This window comes from Bifidobacterium sp. RTP21102st3_E2_RTP21102_210122 (assembly GCF_040916945.1).
Classification (GTDB): domain Bacteria; phylum Actinomycetota; class Actinomycetes; order Actinomycetales; family Bifidobacteriaceae; genus Bifidobacterium; species Bifidobacterium longum.
Genome location: NZ_JBCPAN010000004.1, coordinates 15,759 through 39,284, shown reverse-complemented (window position 1 = coordinate 39,284; position 23,526 = coordinate 15,759). Strand labels below are relative to the sequence as shown.

Genomic DNA, 23,526 nt, shown 5'->3' with positions numbered 1-23,526 from the left:
GCCACGGCTCGCGCGGGTGTAACGTATGAGCCTTATCACACCACCCGCAACCCTTGTGCCCAAATGGCCGTTGCCCCAATCACGACTATGCGCGAATACTCGCTAATATGGCAATCAGCAGCCCGCTGATAATGGAGGTTTCATGGCTCAGTCAGACTTTGAACAGGAATCGACCGCAAACGCAACGTGGAGCCGCATGCTGCAAGGCAACCGGCGCTTTGCCGAGGGCAAGCCCGACCACCCATGGCAGGACAAGGAGACCCGCCAGACGCTGCTTGATGGCCAGAACCCGGATGCCGCGGTGCTCTCCTGCTCGGACTCGCGCGTACCTCCGGAAATCATTTTTGATCAGGGCCTGGGCGACCTGTTCACCGTGCGCACCGCCGGGCAACTCATCGATAGCGCGGTTATCGCCTCGCTGGAGTACGCGGTCAAGAAACTGCACGTCAGCCTGATCTGTGTGCTCGGTCACGAGCACTGCGGCGCAATCGAGGCCGCCGAGCAGGAGCTGGACGACCTGATGCACACCATCACTTCCGAAGCCGACGGCTCACTGGAGGCCGCGGATGCGATGGACGACCTCGACGAGCACATCGCCGCCGCCGAATCGATTATTCTGCGCCAGGCCGGCATGTCCGTCTGGCAGGCGCGCGAAGCCGAGCTCGACGCGCATGAAGATATCGAGCGCGTGCATGTGGCCCACATTATTGAAACTTTGGTGGAGCAGTCTCCTGTCATCCAGCAGGCCCTCGCCGCTGACAAGCTCATGATCGTCGGCGCCCGCTATCAGCTCGATTCCGGCAAAGTGGAAGTGCTGAGCTTCTGAGCGTGCGATCCGCAATATCGCCACCTGCGTGGGATTTGGCGAATCCTTGGCCATAGCCGCGAGAAACAGCCTCTCTGCACTAGTAATGCCGTCCAGCGCTGGAACGCATACGGCATCGTCGAAGGCGAGCAACGCATCGGAAACACCGGTCGACACGTCGTCCGCGGTAATGATAAGAGTGCCCTTCCCTTTGCCGAGTTTCTTACTGCCCAGCCAGCACACCCCAATTTGACGTGCCACTCCCCTAGAGTTGAAGCCATGTCACTTGGTTTGAACATCCTCCTGATTTTTGTATTTCTCGTTATCGGTTCCGTGTTCTCCGGCACCGAGTTGGCATTGGTCTCTCTGCGCGGCTCGCAGATCGAGCAAATGGAGCAGGAGGACGCTCGCGGCGCCAAAGTCGCCAAAATCGCACGTGACCCGAACACCTTCCTGTCCACCGTGCAGATCGGCGTGACGCTCTCCGGCTTCCTGTCCGCCTCGTTCGGCGCCTCCTCCATCGCCCCCTACCTGATTCCGGCGGTCGAAAGCTGGGGCGTGCACCCCGGCATCGCCGGCGGCCTGGTGAACATCATCCTGACCCTCATCATCTCCTACTGTTCCATCGTGATCTCCGAGATGGTGCCCAAGCGCATCGCCATGCAGCGCACCGAGCAGATCGCGCGCGCCGTGGTGCCCGCCATCGACGCCTTCGCCGCCGTCTGCCGCCCGATCATCTGGCTCATCGGCAAGAACACGAACGGCATCGTCCGCCTGCTCGGCTTCGACCCGCAGCAGACCGAGTCCGAGGTGTCCGACGACGAGCTGCGCGTGCTGGTCAGCTCCAACACCAACCTCTCCAAGGACGAACGCACGATTCTGGACGATGTGTTCGACGCGTCCGAAACCATCGTCGCCGAGGTGATGCGCCCGCGTGCCGACGTGGTCTTCATCGAGGGCGACCAGCCCTTGGCCGAGGCCGCCGCGTTCGTACGCGATCAGCCGTACTCCCGTTACCCGGTGACCGGCAAGGATTTCGACGACGTGATCGGCTTCGTGCATGTGCGCGATCTGCTGGACGTGCGCGATCCGAACGCCAAGATCGTGCGCGATGTGGTGCGCGAAGGCATCTCCCTGCCCGGCACCTCCAAGCTGCTGCCGAGCCTGGAACTGCTGCGTAAGCGCGGCATCCATCTGGCCGTGGTCATCGACGAGTACGGAGGCACGGACGGCATCGTGACGCTTGAGGATATGACCGAGGAGCTTGTGGGCGATATTCGCGATGAGTACGATCTGCCCAGCGAGAAGGGCGGCGAACGCACCACCCGCACCGCGTTCGTCAATGGCGTGGCCACGATCGAGGCCAGCATGACCATTGAGGACTTCGCCGATCTGACCGGCATCGAATTGGAGGACGGCCCGTACGAGACGGTCGCCGGCTACTTCTTGTCCAAGACCGGCAAGATGGGAGCGGTAGGCGACGTGCTGCATTCCGACGACGGCTACAACATGGTCGTCACCAAGGTGGATGGCCGCCGCATCGAAACCATCGAAGTCCGCAAAGCCGGCGCCCCGGACCATGCGCCGCTGCCGGCCGAATCACAAAGCGACGATGCCAAATAGTCGCGTGATATTCACCACCTATTCGTTCGGCCCGGGGCATAACCAAAAATCGTAGAATTATATGGACAGGTTCCACCTACTGAAAGAAGGAACATTATGACACTTGCGTTTGTTGTGCCGGGCCTTGATGAAGCGGCCAGTGAGAAGGCCATCGCCATCCTACAGAACCGACTGAGCCAGGAGCAGGAGGCCGCTCTGGTCCTGAAGCACGCACACTGGAACGTGACCGGCCCGAACTTCATCGCCGTTCACGAGATGCTTGACCCCGAGGTCGAGGCCGTGCTGGCTCAGGCCGACGAGACCGCCGAGCGCATCGCCACTCTGGGCGGCACCCCGGACGGCCGCGCGGACGCCATCGTGCGCAACCGCACGTGGAAGTCGTTCGACGCCGAGGGCCGCGTGGGCACCGAGGAGTATCTCAAGGCGCTGATCGAGTACTATGACGCCTTCATCGCCGACGACCGCAAGGCCATCGCCGAGCTGGACGAGCTGGATGTGATCAGCTCCAACATCATCCAGGACCACGTGCAGGAACTCGAAAAGTTCCAGTGGTTCATGCGCTCTCACCTGGCATAAGTAAAAGCAGTATTCCGTGGCTCCCCTCAAAGAGGGGAGCCACTTTCGTTTCACGTGAAATAGAGAGTCTCCACATACATAAGTTGGAAAAGTGTATAAAACTCCCCATTTTGAGGTTGGAAAACGTAGCCAAAACCGCATTCTTATGGTTGGAAAAGTGTAAAATATGCGCTATAAACAGTTGGAAAACGTGCCCAGCATAGATGCAAGGCCTACAAATGACTGGAGATTCTCATGCTGCGAAGAAAAATCGAGACACAGCTGGAAGCTTGGAGATCCGCGCCGAAACGCACTGCACTGCTGGTCACCGGAGCCCGTCAGATTGGCAAAACCTATATCATCAGGCACTTTGCCCAACAGCATTACGACCATATCGCCGAGCTCAATTTCATCGAGAACCCTGACCTCGTTGCATTATTCGATCGGCCCCGCGATGCCAAAAACCTACTGATGAGGCTGGAACTGGCCGTAAATACGCCATTAGTACCCGGCAAAACCCTGATTTTCTTTGACGAGGTCCAGCGTTGCAAGGAAATGGTCACCGCAATTAAGTTCCTTGTAGATGATGGTCGGTTCGATTACGCGCTTTCCGGCTCGCTACTTGGAGTCGAGCTCGAAGATATACGCTCGGTACCGGTCGGGTACCTGACCGAGCTGGATATGTATCCACTGGATTTCCAAGAGTTCTGCTGGTCGCAGCATATCGGCAACGACGTATTCGATATGCTTGCCGAATGCTTTGCCAAGCACCAGGAAGTGGATGAGTTCATTCATCAAAGGCTCATGGAGCTATACTCCAAATATCTGGTCATCGGCGGCATGCCTGCCGCAGTCGACTCGTTCGTGGCAAACGGCAGCGTTGCGGACGTGCGCACTATACAAGAGAACATAAAGCGTGAATATCGCCGCGATATCAGCCAATACGCGCGCAAAGAAGACCGGCTGCATATCCGCGCTATCTACGATTTGGTGCCCAGCGAGTTAAATAACCCAAACAAGCGCTTCACCTTCGCCAAAATCGAAAAGAACATGAGATTCCAATCGGTTGCTTCCGATTTCGATTGGCTGGTCAATGCGGATGTAGCCGTCGCCGCGTACAACGTGGACGAACCGTGCACACCGTTGGAGATGAGCAAGGAACGTAACCTCTTCAAACTCTTTTACAACGACGTGGGTCTGCTTACCGGCTCGTTTCTCAAGAAAACCGCGCTCGACGTACTCGACGGCAACCCTGATATCAACTACGGTTCAATCTATGAAAATGCGGTGGCCCAAGAGCTACGCGCTCACGGATTTGACCTGTACTACTACAACAGTAAGAAGCTTGGCGAGCTCGATTTCCTCATCCAAGACCGCAACGATCACGTGCTGCCGATTGAGGTGAAGTCCGGCAAATCCTACAAACGCCATCGCGCAATGGACAACGTGCTCGCCCACCCTGAATACCATCTCAATACAGGCTATGTGCTTGGCCCGTGCAACGTCTCAGTCGAAGGGAATGTAACCTACCTGCCTGTATACATGGCCGGCATGTTCCATAACGAATGACGGGCCGCACACTTAGTCAACAAGTACATGTCGGTCAGATGGTTCGGACTGGTCAGAGGGCCCGCTCTGATCAGTTAGGTCGGTCTGAACGGACTGGCTGGGCTGGTCGGCCTGAGTAGCCCGTTTGGACCGATCCGGTTCGCCCTTGCTGGCCTTCACACTGCTTCAGCTCCAGCTGAAGTTCGCTGATGCGCCGTTCGAGTTCGTCGATGCGCCGCACGTGTGGCGAAGTGAGACTAAGGGGAGCCGAGAGATGGCTCACAGGCCGAGGGCACCGGCCACGGCCATGGCCTCGTGTTCGGGATCGGCCTGGCCGATGTGTACGTTGACGTGAATTTCGTCATCGCCCGGCTCTTCGAGAATGTCGGACTGGGATTGCAGCATGCTCGGCTTCATGAAGTGGCCTTGGCGGTGGGAAAGGCGTTCCATCACCTCGTCGAATGTGCCCTGCATGTAGACGAACACCACGCCTTGACGGCGCAGCTTGTCGCGGTAGATCTTCTTCAACGCCGAGCAGGTGACCACGGCGGGCTCGCCGGCGGCCACGCGCTCGTCGATCCACGCGGCGATGGTGTCGAGCCAAGGCCAGCGGTCTTCGTCGGTGAGCGGGTGTCCGGCGGCCATCGAGATGGTGGCGCATTCGGACCATGCGAACGAATCCGATCAGGCCATCAGCCACATCGCCGGCACTGAAGCCTGACCCGTCATCGTCACAGCACCACGCGGCGGTTGAGGTCGCGGCGCAGCGTCTTCCAGCCGGGTAGGTAGGCGGTCATGCGGCGCTGGAATCCGGCACCGTGGCCGCTTTCCCACAAATGCGTCATCTCATGGACCAAGACGTATTCCAGGAATTGCGGTTCCATCAGTCCCAATTGAAGGTTCAGACGGATGCGGCCGGTTCGCGGTGTACACGATCCCCAGCGCGAGGTCATGACCCGTAGCGTGATATGCGTGGGCTGCCGGCCGACGACCGGCCCCCACTTGGCCAGCAGCTGTGGCAACGCGGCGTTGATCGCGGCCGCCGCTTGTCGTTTGCGTTCGTCGGTCCAGATTTGGGAGCGGTCAAAATACGGTTGGACATTCGTACCGGCTTGGCCTGGCCCGGCGTCACCAATTCCCGGACGACTGATATCACCGGTTTTCGGACGACCGGCAACGCCTCCATCATGGCCGCTGGCACCAGCTACACCACGACCTCCGTTCTCGAAGCCGGCGCCCTCGTTCAATGCCATGATGGAGCGCCGTTGCGCCTCAGCCATGCGCTGCTGCTGGGCGAGAATCCACGAATGTCGCTCTTTGACGAAATCCGCAATGCGACTCTCGCTCATCCGCATCGGTGCGGAGATTTCGACGCGGCCGCTCGGCGGTTTGATGCGCAGATACAGGTTTTTGATGGGTTTGCGCGTCAGGTGCAGATGGATGCCATCAATATCCAACGACTGCCCGGCGGCAGCGGACCGAACGGATTTCGGCGCACCGGACTTCGGAGCGGTGGATTGACGACGGCGATAAGGCACGCAAGTCATTCTCGCACAACGGCGGACAACGATGGCGGCCCGCCCGGAACCTAACGTTCCGAACGGGCCGCCATCAGCAATGAACGGTGCTGTCGGCAACGGCTACAAACCGTCACCGAGCCATTGAGTCACCCAATCAGCAACCGGCCGCGGTCAGCACCTGGTCGAGGATCTCGACGCCCTGGGTCGCCTCGTCGGCGGAGATGACGCAAGGAGGAGTGACGTGGATGCGGTTGTTGTGCACGCCGAGAATCAGGCCGCGCTTGTCGCCTTCGGCCACGATCTGCTTCATCGTGGCGTCGTCCAGCGGCTCCTTGGTGGTGCGGTCGGCAACCATTTCCACGGCCCAGAACACGCCCTTGCCGCGAACCTCGCCGATCTTCGGGTGCTTGTCGTACAGAGCGGTGAGCTGCGGGCCGAGCACGTCCTTGCCGATGGTGTAGGCGTTGTCGACGATGTGCTCCTCTTCCATGGCTTCCTGGGTGGCCACGATGGCGCCCATGGCCAGCGGGTGACCGGAGTAGGTCAGGCCGCCGGGGAAGACGATGTCGTCGAAGCGGTGGGCCACCGGGTCGCTCATAATCACGCCGCCGGCGGGCACGTAACCGGAGTTGCAGCCCTTGGCGAAGGAGATGATGTCCGGCGTGTAGTCGTAGTCGTCGAGTGCGAACCAGAAGCCGGTGCGGCCGAAGCCGGCCATGACCTCGTCGGTGATCATCAGGATGCTGTACTTCTTGGTGATCTCGCGCACGCCCTTGAAGTAGTCCTTGGGCGGAATGATGATGCCTGCGGTGCCCGGCACGGATTCGAGCAGCACGGCGGCGATGGTGTCCGGGCCCTCGAACTGGATCACGTGCTCGAGGTGAGCCAGCGCACGCTCGCACTCCTCTTCCTGGGTGGTTGCGGAGAACTCGGAGCGATACAGGTACGGGGTGAAGAAGTGCACGTGGCCGCGAGAGTAGTCGTTGGGCTTACGGCGCCAGTCACCGGTGGCGCTGATGGCCGCACCGGTGTTGCCGTGGTAGCAGCGGTAGGAAGACAGAATCTTGTCGCGGCCAGTGAACAGGCGGGCGGCGCGCATCGCGTTTTCATTGGCGTCGGCGCCAGCGTTGGTGAAGAACACCTTGTCGAAGCCTTCCGGAGCGCGGCGGGCCACCAGGGAGGCGGCGCGGCCACGGGCTAGGTTCGCGTAGTCAGGTCCGACGGTGCACAGGAGTTCCGCTTGCTTCTTGATGCCCTCGATCACCTTCGGGTGCTGGTAGCCGATGTTGACGTTGACCTGCTGGCTGGTGAAGTCGAGCATTTCACGGCCGTCGCCGTACTTCAGCCACACGCCGTGACCGGTTACCACTTCAGTGGGATCCAGGTTGCGCTGTGCGTGCCACGAATGGAATACGTGTGCGCGGTCCAGCTTGTAAGCGTCGTCCCAGATTTCCGCATCCTGCGAAAGATCATGCCCCATGATGTGTCCTTTCCTCGATATTTTCTCGAAGTGCCCGATGCCGTCTCCCGTGGATCGGGTCAGGGCAGCAACGCGCTGTGAATGTCATTATGAGAGTTGAACATTTCGCGTCAAACTCGAACATTTAATAATGTTACAGTAGTGGCGAATACGAAATCATTTTGAAACATAGGAACAAGAACAATAATTGTATCCAGATTATGTAATGTTTATGTTATTCAAAAACATACTCATTGCACAATGCGGCGCTAACATTTGACTACCGTTGCCACAGTGACCGTTACTATCGGCAGTCAAGCAGCCAGCAACAAGCCGGCAACCGCCATCGATCATCAGCCGGCGGCAATCGGCAACATTCACGCAGACGCGCGCTCATCACGCTCGCCGCCAAGATCCGGGAGGCAGATCATGGATACGCCATCGCCATCAACCGCATCAACAACCGCACATGCCGTCGGCTACAACGATGAGCCAAGCATTACGGCCGCTCCCCTGCGTTCCACCGACGACCTGGCCGTTGATGCCGGCCAGTTATCCTCACTCATCCTCACCACCGAGGCGACGGCCACCCCGCAACGCATCGTCGAATCGGTCACCTCGCTGACCTCCTCCGGCATACTTGCGGAAGGCCAGCGCATGCCCACCGTACGCGATCTCGCCCGACTGCTACGCACCAGTCCGGCCACCGTCTCCAGTGCCTACCATGCCCTCGCCAGGTCCGGCATACTGCGCTCCCGCGGGCGCGCCGGAACATTCGTACTGCGGCAGTCGCGCACGCATCGCTACGATGCCGGCGACTTGCTGGCCGAAGCCCCGGCCACCGCGCCGGACCGACCGATTATCGACCTGTCCAAGGGCACGCCGGACCTTTCGCTGCTGCCGGACATCCGCCCGTTTCTCGGCAAGCTCGGCACGCACAAGGCATTCGTCAATTCATACGACGGGCCGACCATCCTGCCCATGCTGGAACAGATTTTGCGACGCAACTGGCCGTATGAGCCGGAGGCGATGACTATGGCATCCGGCGCGGGCGACGGTTTGGCGCACACCATGAACGCTTTTGTTCAGCCGGGTGATTTTGTGATTACCGAGGCACCGGAATATCCGCTGATTCTCGACATGATCGAGGCACATGGCGCGATGGCGTTCGGCGTGCCGATGGACGGGTTCGGTATGCTGCCCGACGCACTCGACCGTGCGCTGACCATGCTGGAATCGCAGCGTCTGGCGGTGCCGCACGGCGGCCATCAGGTCAGTATGATCCTGCTGCAGCCGCGCGCCCAGAACCCTACCGGGGCCAGCTTCAGCCCGCAACGCATCGACGCTTTGGCGGACGTGCTGCTCGCGCACTACCCGAATGGCGTTGGTATGCCGCTGATTGTGGAAGACGATCACAGTGGCGATGTGGCCAATGCGTATGCGACATCGTTGGCGCAACGATTGCCGCAACACGTGGTGCATATCCGCAGTTTTTCGAAGTCGCACGGGCCGGATCTGCGCTTGGCTGCGCTGTCTGGGCCGGAGGATGCCGTGGAGGCGATTATCGCCCAACGACGCTTGGGATCGGGATGGGTGAGCCGGTTCCTGCAAGAGATTCTGTATGAAATGCTGGCCGACAAAGAGGCGTTCCACACGGTGACCAACGCCCGGCATATCTACGCCACCCGGCAAAAGACGATGCACGCGCTGCTGCTGCGTCAAAGTTTGGACGTGCATACCGGTGACGGACTGAATCTGTGGATTCCGGTGCGCGACGAGCCGGCGGCGCTGCGACTGCTGGCCGAACAGGGCATCCGTGTGGCCGCCGGCAAGCCGTTCCTGCCGAGCCTGCGTATCAGCGCCGACGCCACCGGAGCCGACGCGGGGGCCGGTGCGGGCGTGGACGCGCATGCCAGTCGAGGCATCCGCGTCACCATCGCACAGCAGGGAGCCGTCAACGAACAAGTGGCCGCCGCCCTGGCTCAGGCGGCGGCCGTAACGCCGAAGACTTCGACGAATCACTCGTAATTCTTCATGAACTGCGTTCGTACGCGCGGCGAGGAGCCGCCCCGTCTGTACGGGGTGATCAACGGGCTGCTGCGCATGCGCAACGGGCTGCGCAGGTCGCAGGAGCTCGACGACCTGGTCGACGTGCTGGCCTCCTCCATCGGCGCCCTGACCAATCCGCGTACCAACTGCCCACACCGGAGAAGGTCGCGCAGGAGAAGCCTCGCTGCTCGAGATCGACGACAGCTTCCAGAAGATCGTCCTCGTACGCGACGTGGTCAAACCCGTCCGCGACGAGCACGGCATCCTCACGATGAGCGTCTACGATTTCCTCCTCGACCCGGACAGCCTGACGATGTGACGCCGTGGATTGGCTACAACGTATTAGACAGTCCGATGAGGGACGAATGACATGAGATTGGAGGCCGACGATGGCCGACCCGAAACATCCCCGCCACTACGACGAGGCGTTCAAACGGCAGATCGTGCAGTTGTACGAGAGCGGCAAGCCATCCCGGAAGATTCGCCGTCGTGGCCCGACATCCTCAGGACCATCGAGCTGGGCTACTCCAACGCCAGGCTCGAGGCGTCCGACAACAGGATCAAGGTCACCATCCGCATGGCCTACGGCTTCCACCACGCGAACAGCCTCATCGCACTCGTCATGCTCCGCTGCGCCGGCAATCATGGCGCAAGCGACAATCGCGACACGCCGTTATTGACATACCGCCGTTCAATGGTATTGTAATCACTTGTGCGCTTTTGAAGCGTATGGATCGGGCCCGTAGCTCAGCTGGTTAGAGCGCATCCCTGATAAGGATGAGGTCGGAGGTTCAAGTCCTCCCGGGCCCACAGGAAAAATGAAGCGGCCGCGAGCCGCTCTTTTTTTCTCACGGGGCTATAGCGCAGCTGGTAGCGCATCTGCTTTGCAAGCAGAGGGTCGCCGGTTCGAACCCGGCTAGCTCCACAGACACAACAAAACCCTTGGAATCAGTCCGATTCCAAGGGTTTTTGTTCTTGCATTTTCTGCGTATTGCAACAAAAAGATGACGACACGCCGATAGCGTATCTCACGAGAAAAGTCTTATTGCCTCACGACTGTCGAGGCCACCGGAAGTCGGCATAGGCATTCCAATCGGCCACTAAATCGACCGATGCCCGATCCCTGAGCCAAACGGACCCGAATGCCGTTCATCATCGACAAAGCAGTCCGCGCCTCGCGACGAGGATCTGCCAAACCGTCACGCTCGACTGCTCGGGTTAAGGTGTCCATCACGCGATGTTCTCGTTTTTGGTAATACTCATAGGCAGGATGATGCTCGTTCAACGATTCGCCTTGTAGCACGGTATATACAACCGCACCATCTCTGGCTGAGCCGCATTGCGCTCCATAAGGGCAGCACAGATATCACGAATGCCGAACTGCGCGTTGCCGCTCCACATATCCTCAGGTTCAACGCCAAGAGAATGGGCAAACGTAGCCATGTCTTCCCGATCACGATGCTCCAGCACGGCAATCAGCAAGCCGACTTTGTTCTTGAAATGGTATATGACCGCCGGCTCGGTCAATCCGCATGCTTCGGCTACCTGACGAACGGAAAAGCCCCAAAACCCGTTCTGTGAATCACATGCGACGTCACGTCGATGATCTGTTCACGGCGTTCCGCACATTCTGATTCTGCTCAAGACAGATCCAGCTCGTTGTTGTCCTTGGCTTTGCTCACCGTATCAGTCAAATCGGGGTCGTCCACAGACACCGCGTTCTGCTGGCTGAGCGTCAACGACAGCGAACCTTTGTAGGAGTCGCCGTATTCGTCCTTGCCGGACACGCTTACGGCAATCGAGCTCATCAGACGCTTCCTGCCGTAGTTCAGATCCACGGTGATAGTCGGCATATCCGGCTCTTCATCCGTGCCGAAGTCCCAGTTGCGCACATTGTCGAGCGCCTGACGGTACTCGCCTTCAGCATCGCCCACACCGGTATCCTCGATCTGCTGAATCACCCATGATTTCAGATGCGGATACTGCGCTTCATGGCTGATCCAGTAATTCACAAAGTGCTGGGCCAATGCCTTGACATCGATTTGATACGAGAGCTGCGTGTTGCCGGCAGACTTGGCAGACGATGTATTCGGGAACAGCTGGCTGCGCACATTCTTATCTTCCAGCTCCACGCCGAGATATTGTTGGATGAATTTGCTGGCCTCGGCCTTCACCTCGGCAGACGTTTTCGTGCCCTTGGCCCGGTCGATGTCGTTCGAGTACCCATCGTCGTTCATCTTGTCCAGCTGATCGTAGAACGTTCGCTCCGCGCCGGTGATGTCCCAAGCACCGTTCTTGACCAACGCATCCTTGACGTTCAATATCAAGTCCGCCACATCACTACCAACGCCGTTCCTTAAGTCATCTTCATATTGGTCGGCCGGGTAGTAGATGTAGTAGGGGTCGTCATCATACCAAACGTTTTTCCCGGCGAATGCGCCTTTGTGCCAAGCGAGGGTTGTTGCCTGTTCATCTGTCTTGATGGTCACAGACGCGGAGGAGTCATTGGTGGTTTTGCCCCAGCGAATACATGCCAGACATCCGCGCGTCAAGGGAGTCGTCAGTGCTGCTGTGGGTTCTGAGTTCGTATTTGGTGCTGCGCAGAGTGGACAGCGAGTTGATCGCGTCGAAGGTGACGACCAGCGGATTGGTGGGCTGGAAGCCCAGCATCGCTTTGACGGCGGTGAAGTTGGGGACGATGAATGCCAAGGCCGCCACCAGAATCGTCGCAAGCAATGCGCAGAGAACGGCGATCAGCTTCTTGCTGGATTTGCGCGGCGGTGCCAGGACGGCGGTTGCATCAGTCGCCTGATATGCGGCAGGAGCGGGAATCGGCAAAGCTGGCAAAGGAGCAGTTGGTGCCGGCTGTGGGGCAGCGGGCGCGGCGTAAACCGATGGGGCAACCGGCGCGGCTGGTATCGATGGTGGTACTGAAGGCGCTGGCACAGCAGGTGCCGGTATCGACGCAGTCGGTACGGCTGACGATGCGGCCGGCACTGGTACAGACGCAACCGGTGCGCTGTCTACAGACGCTCCACATGCCGGGCAAAATCGTGCCGGCCTATCAACTCTATTTCCGCAGTGGCCGCAGTACGCCATCGTGTGCTTCTCTTCCTCAAATCGGCTTGATTGCCATTGCTTCAATGTTACTCTTCAGCATTACGCCTCAGCCAGCCCCTACGCGTAACGATACGAAACGCGGCAGCCTTAATGCGGTTGTTTTGACGCGATGTCAACTTGAGGCTAGACTGTGCCGTGAGAGAAATTGACGCTGCGTCAACATAGCGGCGTCTATAGGCGTCTCAGCAACCCAATGGAGGACTGCGAGGCGCACAGCGCACACACGGAAAGGACCGCTTATGCTGTTTCAGGTCTACGGCGACAACGCCATCTACCAATGGATCGGATGGATACTCGTCTTCTGCTGTCTTATCGGCGCCAACGAACTGGCCCGCCGCACCAAAACCGGTGGCGTTATCGCCTTCCTCGTCATACCGGCCGTGCTGACCGTCTACTTCATCACCATCTACACGGCCGCCGCCATGGGTGCCGACTGGGCCCTCAACAACCCGACCTACGTACACATGACCAGCTGGTTCCACTATGCCAAGCTGTACGCGGCCACCATCGGCTGCATCGGTTTCATGGCCCTCAAATACAAGTGGGGATCCATCGGCAAATCGCACTGGTTCAAGTGCTTCCCGTTCGTGATCGTGGCCATCAACATCCTCATTGCCGTAGTGTCCGACTTCGAATCCGCCATCCGCGGCTGGGGCACCACGTGGATCTCCACCGAAGGCGTGACCCTGTACGGTGGCTGGCACAACGTCTTCAACGGCGTGGCCGGCCTGCTCAACATCTTCTGCATGACCGGCTGGTTCGGCATCTACGCCTCCAAGAAGAAGGACGACATGCTCTGGCCGGACATGACCTGGGTGTTCATCGTGGCCTACGACCTGTGGAACTTCTGCTACACCTACAACTGCCTGCCCACCCACGCCTGGTATTGCGGCCTGGCGCTGCTGCTGGCACCCACCGTGGCCAACTTCTTCTGGAACAAGGGCGGTTGGATTCAGAACCGCGCCAACACGCTGGCCATCTGGTGCATGTTCGCGCAGGTGTTCCCGATGTTCCAGGACTATTCCATGTTCTCCACCCAGTCCGTGAACAATCCGAATGTGAACCTTGCAGTCTCGTTAATCGCGTTGGCGGCCAATGTGCTGGCACTTGGCTACATCCTGCTACGCGCCAAGAAGCAGGGCATCAACCCGTGGACCAAGGAAGTGTTCAAAGGCACCAAGGATTACGAGCAGGCCATCGCTCGCGCCGACGAGTCTGAATTGGCGGCCTAGCCTCGCTTTAAGCCTCAGGCCAACACCTCCATGGGGTGATAAGTGGCGGTGTGGTGTCCGGTGATGGGGTTCCATACCCGTTCGGCGAATGCGCGCAGACGGGCGACGCCCTCACGCAGCTCGCCGGCATCTCCGGCGTAGGAGAGGCGCACGAAGCCGCGCCCCTCCTCGCCGAAGGCCTCGCCGGGGACCACGGCCACGTGCTCTTCGTCCAGCAGACGGTCTGCGAATTCACCGGAGTCAAGGCCAGTCAGGCGTACGTCCACAAAGGCGTAGAACGCACCTTGCGGTTCAATCAAGCGCAATACCGGGCATCCGGCCAGACCGTCCAGCACGATCTGGCGCTTGGCGCGGTATTCCTCGCGCATGGCGGCCACATGATCCTGCGGACCGGCCAGTGCTGCCACGCCTGCGTATTGCGCCAAGGAGTTCACCGAGGAGTGCATGAGTTCGGCGATTTTGCCGGTCTGTTCGATGACCGCTTCGGGTGCCAGCAGGTAGCCGATGCGCCAGCCGGTCATCGCATAGGTTTTCGACAGGCTTTCCACCACAATGGTGCGCTCTTTCATGCCCGGCACCGCGGCGATCGATGGTGCCACGGCTGCCTCTCCCCCAAGCGTTTCCCCGAACGTTTCCCCAAACACGAACGGATGGTAAACCTCGTCGGAGATGGCCCAAATATTGTGCTGCTTGCATACTTCGGCAATACGCGCCAGTTCGGCGGCAGAGGTTACCGCGCCGGTCGGATTGCCCGGTGAGTTGATGATTACGGCGCGGGTGCGCGGGGTGATCGCCGCTTCGATGTCCGCCGCGTTCACGCGCATGCCGTGCTCCGGACGCAGCGCCACGGTGACCGGGCGGCCGCCGCACAGCATCACTTCGGCGTCATAGGAAGTGAAGAACGGCGAGGGAATAATCACTTCATCGCCGGTGCCTACCACGGCTTTCAGCGCCAGAAACAGGCCAATCGTGGCACCGTCAACGGCTTGAATCTCGGTTTCGGGATCATAAGTGAGTCCCTTCACACGGGCGGAGTAATCGGCCACGGCCTTGCGGTATTCGGGGACGCCGAGCACGTTGGTGTACCGAGTGCGGCCAGCCTGTGCGGCCTCGCAAGCGGCCGCCACGATATGCGGCGCGGCCGTGGCGCTGGGCTCCCCCACGGTCAGTGAAATCGCGTCAGGCACGCGCTCTACACGGTCGAATACGTCTCGGATGCCGGAGCGCGGGATATTCAGGGCTTCGGCGGACAGGCTCGCGGGCTCGGCGGTCGGCACAGCAACCCGACCGGCAGCAGGCATAGCAGCAGGCGCAGCAGCAGATGCAACTTCGGACAGAGACATGTTGGAAAACTTCTGCATATCATCCCTCCTCAATGGAATTATTTCGTCGTTCTCTTATTTCAGAAGGAATTATTACATCCAATTAGGACTTTAAACGTAAACATTCCACCACACAACAGAAAACACAGGAAGAACTACTGAAATTACCAGGCAAAATCGGAAAGCCATCGCATTCCGGCAACAGGTACAGTGAACACAGAGCACAACGAACGGAGAAGACACCATGACCGCGATTGACGAGACCGACCAGCGCATCCTCACCATGCTGGAGGCCGACGGCCGCGCCACGCTCGCGCAACTGGCCCAGGCGACCGGACTGTCCGTCTCCGCCGCCCAGTCGCGCGTGCAGAAGCTGGAGAAGCGCGGCATCATCAAGGGATACAAGGCCATCATCGACCAAGAGCAGCGCGGCTTGCCCATCAGCGCGTTCGTCAACGTGACCCCGCTCGACTACTCAGCCGAATCCTCGATTCCGGACAAGCTGAACAATATCGACGGCATCGTCTCCTGCTATTCGGTGGCCGGCGCCCCCAGCTTCGTACTGGTGGTACGCGTGGCCTCCCCCACCGCCCTTGAGGAATTGCTCAATCTCATCCACCGCACGGTGCCGGTAAGCACCGAGACCACGATGATTCTGCAGACCTACTTCGCGCACTGACCGCGAACCCGGTAACCTGCGCGCCGAAGACCTCGGCCCCTACGGCGCACGATTCCCAACGGGCACATCCGACATCACCCAAGTCCACCTTTATGTCCACTATATGAACGCACCTTCGGTGTGATGCAGCTTCCATTTCGACCCGATTCACGCACAGACAGACATCCAGCAATCGCCGAAAAATCTAACAAACGGAAACTTGAACCACCCCATAACCACGCCGATAGCTTTCCCGTTATCCGAGCGAGACTCTATGCAGCAAGGGCCTGCGCGCATAGAATAAAACCGTCTTAATTCCCTAGCAAATCGAGGAGAATCATGCTCACTGACGAGTACATCAAGCGTGTCTACGACCAGGTCGTTGCCCGTGACGGCGATCAGCCGGAGTTCCTGCAAGCCGTTCGCGAGGTCTTCGAGACCCTGCAGCCGGTTGTCGAGAAGCACCCGGAGTACGAGAAGGCCGGTGTACTGGAGCGCATCGTCGAGCCGGAGCGCACCATCAAGTTCCGCGTGGCCTGGGTTGACGACGAGGGCAAGGTTCAGGTGAACCGCGGCTACCGTATCCAGTTCAACTCCGCCATTGGCCCGTACAAGGGCGGACTACGCTTCCACCCGACCGTGACCGAGTCCGTCGTCAAGTTCCTTGGCTTCGAGCAGATTCTCAAGAACTCCCTGACCACGCTGCCGATGGGCGGCGGCAAGGGCGGTTCCGACTTCAACCCGAAGGGCAAGTCCGACGCTGAGGTCATGCGCTTCTGCCAGGCCTTCATGACTGAGCTGAGCCGCCACATCGGCCAGTTCACCGACGTTCCCGCCGGCGACATCAACGTCGGTGGTCGTGAGATCGGCTACCTGTTCGGCCAGTACAAGCGCATCCGCGACGAGTACTCCGGCGTCCTGACCGGTAAGGGTCTGGAATTCGGCGGCTCCCTGGCCCGCACCGAGGCCACCGGTTACGGCGTGTGCTACTACACCCAGGAAGCCCTGCGCGTGCTGCGCAACGACTCCTTCGAGGGCAAGACCGTCGTGATCTCCGGCTCCGGCAACGTGGCCACCTACGCCGCTCAGAAGGCTGAGCAGTTGGGCGCCAAGGTCGTCACCGTCTCCGACTCCAACGGCTACATCTACGACCCGAACGGCATCAACGTCGAGGTCGTCAAGCAGATCAAGGAAGTCGAGCGCGGCCGCATCAAGGAATACGCCGAGCGCGTTCCGGGCTCCGAGTACCACGAGGGCAGCAAGGGCGTGTGGACCGTCAAGGGCGACATCGCTCTGCCGTGCGCCACCCAGAACGAGGTTGATGGCGAATCCGCACAGAAGCTCGTGGACAACGGCGTGACCGTGGTCGTCGAGGGTGCGAACATGCCGTCCACCCCGGAGGCCATCGAGGTCTACCAGAAGAACGGCGTGCTGTACGGCCCGGCCAAGGCTGCCAACGCCGGTGGCGTGGCCGTCTCCGGCCTGGAGATGAGCCAGAACAGCTACCGCCTGTCTTGGACCTTCGAAGAGGTCGACGCCAAGCTCAAGTCCATCATGGAAGAAATCGTCGCCAACTCCCTGGCCGCCGCCAAGGAATACGGTCACGAGGGTGACCTGATGCTCGGTGCCAACGCCGCAGGCTTCGTCAAGGTCGCCAACGCCATGGTTGCCCAGGGCGTGCTGTGACGCTTGCCGCTGAGCAATCGCTGAGCAGTGCTGAGCAATACTAAGCAGTACTAAGCAGTAGCGTAATGCCCTTGCTTCCCCGTGAGGAGGCAAGGGCATTGCTATATGTACAACGAGCAACAAGTGCTATCCCCAAATACGTAAGCCCGATAACAACTTAGCTTCCACCTCCATAACCCCGGAACTCACCACCGTCGATCAGCACATGGATCAGCGCGCTGGACCATGGCCGACGTGGTCATCAAAGCCATCAACGGAGTCTCTTCACCGCGCGTGATGCACCTGAACACCGATTTGGTGGTGCGTGATTCGGCGTAATTGCCACGTGGCTGTCGGCAGGACTCTAGATACCGCGTCACAATCACCCAGTAATGCATCACGCAGTGTATAACTCTTCCGCGGAAACGAACACCATTCGTTCATCATCCATGTAGCGGGTTCGCGTGGACTCACTCACCGGATTCTTGGTGAACAGCATAAGCCACGCATTACCTGCCTGATAGCCGCGGACTAAGCCAGCACGCTGATGGAGCTTTTCAATAGCCTCCGTTTCGTTGAATGAATTACGCCATTTGCATTCACCGAACAGAATCGTTTTATCGAGCGAATCCGCAGCAATCACATCGATATCGGTTTGCTCGTGAGCAATCGGATCATTGCCCCACCATTTGCCGAACTGAGTGGCAACAAAGGGGAGGTTGCCCATAGCGTTGTTTCGAATAAGCCATTGCAGGCAAATCGTCTCAAATTGTTGACCAACATAGGTATCAAACGCTGGTCCAAAAGCGAGTCTGCTCGTAACCTCCTCGCTGATATTACCATCCAAAATGCTCATGTTGCGCCCCACAAAGCGGAACCAATATGCAAAGAAGGGATCGCTCACCACATACATTCCCTTGCGCGATTTACTCGGATCTTCACCAAACGGCACTTTTCGCTCAATTAAGCGCAAATCGACCAGCGTTTTCAGATATGCTCCAATCGAATCAGATCCGACACCCGCATGTTCAGCGATAAGCTTTGGCGAGGAATTACCACCCGCAATAGATTGCAATATCGAATAATACGATGCCGGTTCACGAAGCTCCTGACGCAACAGCATCATAGGTTCCTCACGCAGTACGCCCAAGTTGTCGAACATCAAGCGCAGCACATTGGATTCAAAGCCATCGGCTTCCTGTATACGGGCCAGATAATATGGCGTACCGCCGAAAGTCGCATAGTATTGGACCAGTTCTTGCGGAGATGTGTTCGTTAGAAATTTTGCCGCATCCGCATAGTCGAATGGCAGGAGTCGAATCTGTGCTGTACGACGCCCGTATAGCGGGCTTTTACGCCCCAATACGTCGTTTTCCATGAATCCCTCGTTACTACCGGATAGAATCATCGTCACTTTTGTGGCGAGGAATCCATGGTCAATTGCTATCTGCAACATGGAGGGTAATGCTGGCTCGGCGGCAGCTGCATAAGGGAACTCATCGAATACGAACACCATACGTTCGTCAGTCTGTGCAGCACGTTCAGCAACAAACGATAACGCATCAGACCACCCGCCAAACGACGGGGTGGAATCCGGCATACCAAAGAACGACAATGCCGCTCTTGAGAAATCTTCAAGATTCATCTTGGCGCTTTGCTGTATGGCCGTGAAGTACAGCACGCGTTTATCTTTGACAAATTCGTCGATCAACGCCGTTTTCCCTACACGCCGTCTACCGTACAGCACCACCATTTCGAACGAATCGCTGGTAAACAGCTTTTCCAGCACTTGTAACTCGTGCTCTCGTGCGACAAACATTGCAGCCCTCCGATCCGCCTACTGCCCAATAATAAGAGTATCATGGTTAATGTAATCACGATTACCTTAATTATGATACTGATAATTGTTGCCCTACCGCGAGGAGGATCTTCCTTCCGCTGTCAAAACGAAAGCCCAACAGTCCAGACTGACGAGCAGCAACATCGGCAGATCAACCGCTGACGCCAGCCAGCCTGACAGCACAAATCAGCCTGATTGCAGGCATATAGGCACTAGTTAGCGAAACCGGCTCTTCGCATTTTGGTGCGTAGGGGCCGTGCGGTTTGATTCGGTGTGTGATTGAAAAAGTGAATGAAACCGCACGGCCCCTACACGCCAAAACCGGAAGAGCCCATAAAGTCCCCTCAGTAGCGCCAACCTGCCAGTCCTTTGGCGGAACCACACCACATAGACCTTCCTCAACGGCGCCAAGCTGCCACACGCTGGCAGACCAACACCGCTGTGTGCATTCTCTGCGTCGGCGGCAGTCCAAAACTTGGCCCAGCAACGACGCTTGCTGTGCCCAGCGTCGGCAGAGGGCCAAGAATTGGACGCATACGACACAGAACGCACCCTCAGCGTCGGCAGAACTCCAAGATCTGTACCGCTGACGACGATAAGCCCTCCACAGCGTCGTCAGAGATACAAAATCTGTCCCAACACCGACGCCTGCCACCCCCAGCGTCGCCGGAGTCCCAAGTCTCGGCCCAGCAACGACGCCTGCGATCCCCACACATAAGAAACCGCACCTCCGATCATCGAATCTGAATTACTTCAGTCCAACAACCGGGGTGCGGTTCACTGAGGGGAGTTCCGTCAGTATAGCTATATCAGTCGTCGCCGAGCGTAACGTGCACACCGCCGACCAGAGAGCTGACCACGTTGTAGATCAGTGCCGCAATGGTGGCCAGCAGAGTGAAGATCACCACTTCGACAATCGAGAAGATGGTGACGCCGGAGACCACGGTGGTAAGGGACAACACGTTCTTGAGATCGAAACCGCCTGCATCAAGACCGGTGGAAGACACAATCTGCGTAATCTGGCTGAATACACCGACCACATCAAGCAGCACCCATACGATCGCGGAGGCAACGACCTGAATAATCGCCACGGCGATGGACAGCATGAACGTCACCTTGGCCACGGACCAAGCATCCACGCGGGTCAGCGACAAGCTCATGCGGCGAGCCCTGGGGGCGCTACGGCGAGGTGCCGGACGCACGGGAGTGGCGGCACCTGAAGAAGGCAACGCGGATTCTTCCGGATCGCTGGACACGGAGCGTGCCACGCGGGGAGCGTGCTCAGTACCGATCAGCGGCTCGACATGCTCGTTCTGCGTATTGCCGACTGCCGGCGGTATGATCCGGGGCTCGTTGTCTTCGAGATTCTCGCTCATCGTTTCTCCTTAACAGGCTTGGCGGTAGCCTCTGCTGTATGCGAGGCTACCAGCTTTTCAGGACGCTGCTCACGCCTCGTCCGCGTTGTTCACATTCTCGCCGGATTGTGCGGTCTCGGCGGTGCCGTTCGCCGCGGCATCGCCGCCATCCTCGGGCTCGTCCTTCTCCTCGTTACGGGCGATGGAGAGAATCGTGTCGCCCTTGTCGGGCTTGGCAAAGGTCACGCCCTGGGTGTTGCGCCCGGTGCGCTTGACTTCGTCCACGTTGGAGCGAATCACCTTGCCGGACTTCATGATGGCCATAACCTGATCGTCTTCGGACACCACGAGCGCGCCGACCAGAGCACCACGGCCCTCGACCAGTTGCACGGCCTTGATACCCAGGCCATTGCGGCCCTGCAGACGGTATTCGCTGATGGCGGTGCGCTTGGCGAAGCCCTCGTTGGTGACCACGAACAGGTCCTTGTCGGAGTCGCCAGGGACCACATCCATGGCCAGCAGGCTGTCGTCGTTACGGAACTTCATGCCCTGCACGCCGGCGGTCTGGCGGCCCATCGGGCGCAGCTGCTCGTCGTCGGCCTGGAACTTGAGGCTCATGCCGAGCTTGGAGACCAGGATGATGTCGTCCTCGGCGTTGCACAGCGCGGCGCCGATGAGCTCGTCGGCGTTCTCGCCGTTCTCGTCGGCCATGAGGCGCACGGCGATCAGGCCGCCCTGGCGCGGGGAATCGTACTCGGCCAGCGGGGTCTTCTTGACCTTGCCGGAACGGGTGGCGAGCACCAGATACTTGGCCACCTCGTAGTTCGGGATGGACAGCACGGTCTGGATGGACTCATCAGGCGCGAACTGCAGCAGGTTGGCCACGTGCTGGCCCTTGGAGTCGCGCGAGCCCTCGGGCAGCTCGTAGGCCTTGATGCGGTACACGCGGCCCTTGTTCGTGAAGAACAGCAGCCAGTTGTGCGTGGAGGTCAGGAAGAAGTGATCCACCACGTCGTCCTCGCGCAGCTTGGTGCCCTTGATGCCCTTGCCGCCGCGGTGCTGGGAGCGGTATTCGTCGGCCTTGGTGCGCTTAATGAAGCCGGAGTGGGTCACGGTGACCACCACGTTCTCTTCGGCGATCAGGTCTTCGACGTTCATCTCGCCGGAGAACGGCAGGATCTTGGTGCGGCGGTCGTCGCCGTACTTGGCGACGATCTCGTCGAGCTCGTCGCCGATGATCTTGCGCTGGCGTTCCGGCTTGGCGAGGATGTCGATGTAGTCGGCGATCTTGCGCTGCAATTCCTCATGCTCGGCCACGATCTTGTCGCGGTTCATGCGGGTCAGCGTGCGCAGCTGCATGGCCAGGATGGCGTCCGCCTGCACCTGGTCGATGTCCAGCAGCCCCATAAGGCCCGTACGTGCGGTGTCGGTGTCTTCGGAGGCACGGATGAGGGCGATGACCTCGTCCAGCATGTCGAGGGCCTTCAGATAGCCCTGCAGGATGTGGTCGCGCTCTTCGGCCTCGCGCTTCAGGTACGCGGTGCGGCGGGCGATCACGTCGAGCTGGTGGTTCACCCAATGGCGGATGAAGGCGTCCAGGCTCAGCGTGCGCGGCACGCCGTCGACCAGCGCCAGCATGTTGGCGCCGAAGGTCTGCTGCAGCTGGGAGTGCTTGTACAGGTTGTTCAGGACCACCTTCGGCACGGCGTCGCGCTTGAGCACGAGCACGAGGCGCTGGCCGGTACGGCCGGAGGTCTCGTCGCGCATGTCGGCGATGCCCTGGATCTTGCCGTCGCGCACGGCCTCACGAATGGAGACGACGAGGCGGTCCGGGTTGACCTGGTAGGGCAGTTCGGTGACCACCAGGCACATACGGCCGTTGATCTCCTCAGTGTTGACCACGGCACGCATGGTGATCAGGCCACGGCCGGTGCGGTAGGCCTGTTCGATGCCCTTGTGGCCGAGGATGGTGGCGCCGGTGGGGAAGTCCGGTCCCTTGATGATGCGGATCAGGTTTTCCAGCAGTTCCTCGCGGCTGGCGTCCGGGTGGTCGAGCGCCCAGTGGACGCCGTCCGCCACCTCGCGCATGTTGTGCGGCGGGATGTTGGTGGCCATGCCGACGGCGATGCCGGCGGAGCCGTTGACGAGCAGGTTCGGGAAGCGGGCCGGCAGCACGGTCGGCTCCTGGGTCTTGCCGTCGTAGTTGGGCACGAAGTCGACGGTGTCCTTGTCGATGTCGCGCACCATTTCCATGGCCAGCGGGGCCATACGGCATTCGGTGTAACGCATGGCGGCGGCCGGGTCGTCGCCGGGGGAGCCGAAGTTGCCCTGGCCGTCGACGAGCATGTTGCGCATCGACCAGGACTGGGCCATACGCACCAAAGTGTCGTAGATGGCGGAGTCGCCGTGCGGGTGGTACTTACCCATCACGTCGCCGACCACGCGGGAGCACTTGTTGTAGCCGCGATCGGGGCGGTAGCCGCCGTCGTACATCGCGTAGATCACGCGGCGATGCACGGGCTTCATACCGTCGCGCACGTCCGGCAGGGCGCGCTCGACGATCACGGAGAGGGCATACGCCAGATAGGACTCGCGCATCTCCTGCTGCAGGTCCTTGCGCTGGATGCGTTCGCCGGTGTCCATCAGGCCGTAGTCGGTAGTGTCCGCCTCCTGCGGGCTCAACGGCTCCATCGAGCCGTCCGGCGTGAACTGCTCGTCGCCGGTGTTGTTTTCATCTGCCACTGTTGTTCCTTTAGTTGTCTAAGTCCGTTGTGT

19 protein-coding genes, 2 tRNA genes and 1 pseudogene are annotated in these 23,526 nt (G+C 59.5%); 11 read left to right on the top strand and 11 right to left on the bottom strand.

Annotated elements, in window-relative coordinates; all coding sequences use genetic code 11:
• Positions 1–142: 142 nt before the first annotated feature.
• On the top strand, positions 143–826 hold the full coding sequence (locus tag AB5287_RS05975; protein WP_007051740.1) for a carbonic anhydrase: 684 nt from the start codon (positions 143–145) through the stop codon (positions 824–826).
• Positions 827–847: 21 nt separating this feature from the next.
• Here AB5287_RS05975 and AB5287_RS05970 read toward each other — a convergent pair.
• Positions 848–1,012, bottom strand: a pseudogene (locus AB5287_RS05970) (ATP-binding protein); the annotation flags it as partial.
• A 72-nt stretch (positions 1,013–1,084) separates the two neighbouring features.
• Between AB5287_RS05970 and AB5287_RS05965 the strand changes: the two are divergent.
• The 3 genes from AB5287_RS05965 (at position 1,085) to AB5287_RS05955 (ending at position 4,552) form a co-directional block, all read left to right on the top strand.
• The gene (locus tag AB5287_RS05965) at positions 1,085–2,428 is read left to right on the top strand and encodes a hemolysin family protein (protein WP_012472064.1); all 1,344 of its coding nucleotides are present in this window, start codon (positions 1,085–1,087) and stop codon (positions 2,426–2,428) included.
• Positions 2,429–2,524: 96 nt separating this feature from the next.
• The gene (locus AB5287_RS05960; RefSeq protein ID WP_007051742.1) at positions 2,525–3,004 is read left to right on the top strand and encodes a Dps family protein; all 480 of its coding nucleotides are present in this window, start codon (positions 2,525–2,527) and stop codon (positions 3,002–3,004) included.
• A 234-nt stretch (positions 3,005–3,238) separates the two neighbouring features.
• Entirely contained in the window at positions 3,239–4,552 is a 1,314-nt protein-coding gene (locus tag AB5287_RS05955) for an ATP-binding protein (protein ID WP_007051743.1), read from the top strand.
• A 258-nt stretch (positions 4,553–4,810) separates the two neighbouring features.
• On the opposite strand, the gene AB5287_RS05950 is transcribed toward AB5287_RS05955, so the two are convergent.
• From AB5287_RS05950 to AB5287_RS05940, 3 genes are all read right to left on the bottom strand, one after another.
• Positions 4,811–5,176, bottom strand: coding sequence for a gluconokinase (locus tag AB5287_RS05950; RefSeq protein WP_007051744.1), 366 nt, complete (start codon positions 5,174–5,176; stop codon positions 4,811–4,813).
• Positions 5,177–5,262: 86 nt separating this feature from the next.
• The gene (locus AB5287_RS05945) at positions 5,263–6,069 is read right to left on the bottom strand and encodes a SprT family zinc-dependent metalloprotease (protein ID WP_007054570.1); all 807 of its coding nucleotides are present in this window, start codon (positions 6,067–6,069) and stop codon (positions 5,263–5,265) included.
• 136 nt (positions 6,070–6,205) lie between these two features.
• The gene (locus tag AB5287_RS05940; RefSeq protein WP_010081233.1) at positions 6,206–7,531 is read right to left on the bottom strand and encodes an aspartate aminotransferase family protein; all 1,326 of its coding nucleotides are present in this window, start codon (positions 7,529–7,531) and stop codon (positions 6,206–6,208) included.
• Positions 7,532–7,939: 408 nt separating this feature from the next.
• Between AB5287_RS05940 and AB5287_RS05935 the strand changes: the two genes are divergently transcribed.
• The 4 genes from AB5287_RS05935 to AB5287_RS05920 all read left to right on the top strand — a co-directional run bounded on the left by AB5287_RS05935 (position 7,940) and on the right by AB5287_RS05920 (position 10,484).
• Entirely contained in the window at positions 7,940–9,538 is a 1,599-nt protein-coding gene (locus AB5287_RS05935) for a PLP-dependent aminotransferase family protein (protein WP_008783060.1), read from the top strand.
• A 490-nt stretch (positions 9,539–10,028) separates the two neighbouring features.
• A complete protein-coding gene (locus tag AB5287_RS05930; protein ID WP_368220973.1) occupies positions 10,029–10,265 on the top strand; it encodes a transposase in 237 nt (78 codons plus the stop codon).
• A gap of 30 nt (positions 10,266–10,295) precedes the next feature.
• A tRNA-Ile gene (locus tag AB5287_RS05925) sits at positions 10,296–10,369 on the top strand.
• A gap of 42 nt (positions 10,370–10,411) precedes the next feature.
• Positions 10,412–10,484: transfer RNA gene (locus tag AB5287_RS05920), tRNA-Ala, on the top strand.
• 356 nt (positions 10,485–10,840) lie between these two features.
• On the opposite strand, the gene AB5287_RS05915 is transcribed toward AB5287_RS05920, so the two are convergent.
• From AB5287_RS05915 to AB5287_RS05905, 3 genes are all read right to left on the bottom strand, one after another.
• Positions 10,841–11,086: a hypothetical protein gene (locus tag AB5287_RS05915; protein ID WP_007051751.1), complete on the bottom strand. Its 246-nt coding sequence runs from the start codon at positions 11,084–11,086 to the stop codon at positions 10,841–10,843.
• A gap of 113 nt (positions 11,087–11,199) precedes the next feature.
• Positions 11,200–12,048: a hypothetical protein gene (locus tag AB5287_RS05910; RefSeq protein WP_007056529.1), complete on the bottom strand. Its 849-nt coding sequence runs from the start codon at positions 12,046–12,048 to the stop codon at positions 11,200–11,202.
• A gap of 13 nt (positions 12,049–12,061) precedes the next feature.
• Complete coding sequence (locus tag AB5287_RS05905; RefSeq protein ID WP_223616650.1) at positions 12,062–12,406, bottom strand: hypothetical protein; 345 nt, start codon at positions 12,404–12,406, stop codon at positions 12,062–12,064.
• Positions 12,407–12,918: 512 nt separating this feature from the next.
• Between AB5287_RS05905 and AB5287_RS05900 the strand changes: the two genes are divergently transcribed.
• Positions 12,919–13,911, top strand: coding sequence for a DUF5692 family protein (locus AB5287_RS05900; protein WP_015512553.1), 993 nt, complete (start codon positions 12,919–12,921; stop codon positions 13,909–13,911).
• Positions 13,912–13,925: 14 nt separating this feature from the next.
• Here the strand turns inward: AB5287_RS05900 and AB5287_RS05895 are convergent, their stop codons facing one another.
• On the bottom strand, positions 13,926–15,272 hold the full coding sequence (locus AB5287_RS05895) for a pyridoxal phosphate-dependent aminotransferase (RefSeq protein ID WP_174768262.1): 1,347 nt from the start codon (positions 15,270–15,272) through the stop codon (positions 13,926–13,928).
• A gap of 205 nt (positions 15,273–15,477) precedes the next feature.
• Here AB5287_RS05895 and AB5287_RS05890 point away from each other — a divergent pair, with 205 nt between their 5' ends.
• Positions 15,478–15,912 (top strand): Lrp/AsnC family transcriptional regulator, encoded by a 435-nt coding sequence (locus AB5287_RS05890; protein ID WP_007051756.1) that lies wholly within the window; start codon positions 15,478–15,480, stop codon positions 15,910–15,912.
• A gap of 318 nt (positions 15,913–16,230) precedes the next feature.
• Positions 16,231–17,577 (top strand): NADP-specific glutamate dehydrogenase, encoded by a 1,347-nt coding sequence (gene gdhA, locus AB5287_RS05885; RefSeq protein WP_007051757.1) that lies wholly within the window; start codon positions 16,231–16,233, stop codon positions 17,575–17,577.
• Between the two features lie 376 nt (positions 17,578–17,953).
• Here the strand turns inward: gdhA and AB5287_RS05880 are convergent, their stop codons facing one another.
• The 3 genes from AB5287_RS05880 to gyrA all read right to left on the bottom strand — a co-directional run bounded on the left by AB5287_RS05880 (position 17,954) and on the right by gyrA (position 23,493).
• The gene (locus AB5287_RS05880; protein ID WP_011068591.1) at positions 17,954–19,375 is read right to left on the bottom strand and encodes an ATP-binding protein; all 1,422 of its coding nucleotides are present in this window, start codon (positions 19,373–19,375) and stop codon (positions 17,954–17,956) included.
• An 830-nt stretch (positions 19,376–20,205) separates the two neighbouring features.
• Entirely contained in the window at positions 20,206–20,772 is a 567-nt protein-coding gene (locus tag AB5287_RS05875) for a DUF3566 domain-containing protein (RefSeq protein ID WP_007051760.1), read from the bottom strand.
• A 69-nt stretch (positions 20,773–20,841) separates the two neighbouring features.
• The gene (gene gyrA, locus AB5287_RS05870; protein WP_007051761.1) at positions 20,842–23,493 is read right to left on the bottom strand and encodes a DNA gyrase subunit A; all 2,652 of its coding nucleotides are present in this window, start codon (positions 23,491–23,493) and stop codon (positions 20,842–20,844) included.
• Between the last annotated feature and the right edge of the window lie 33 nt (positions 23,494–23,526).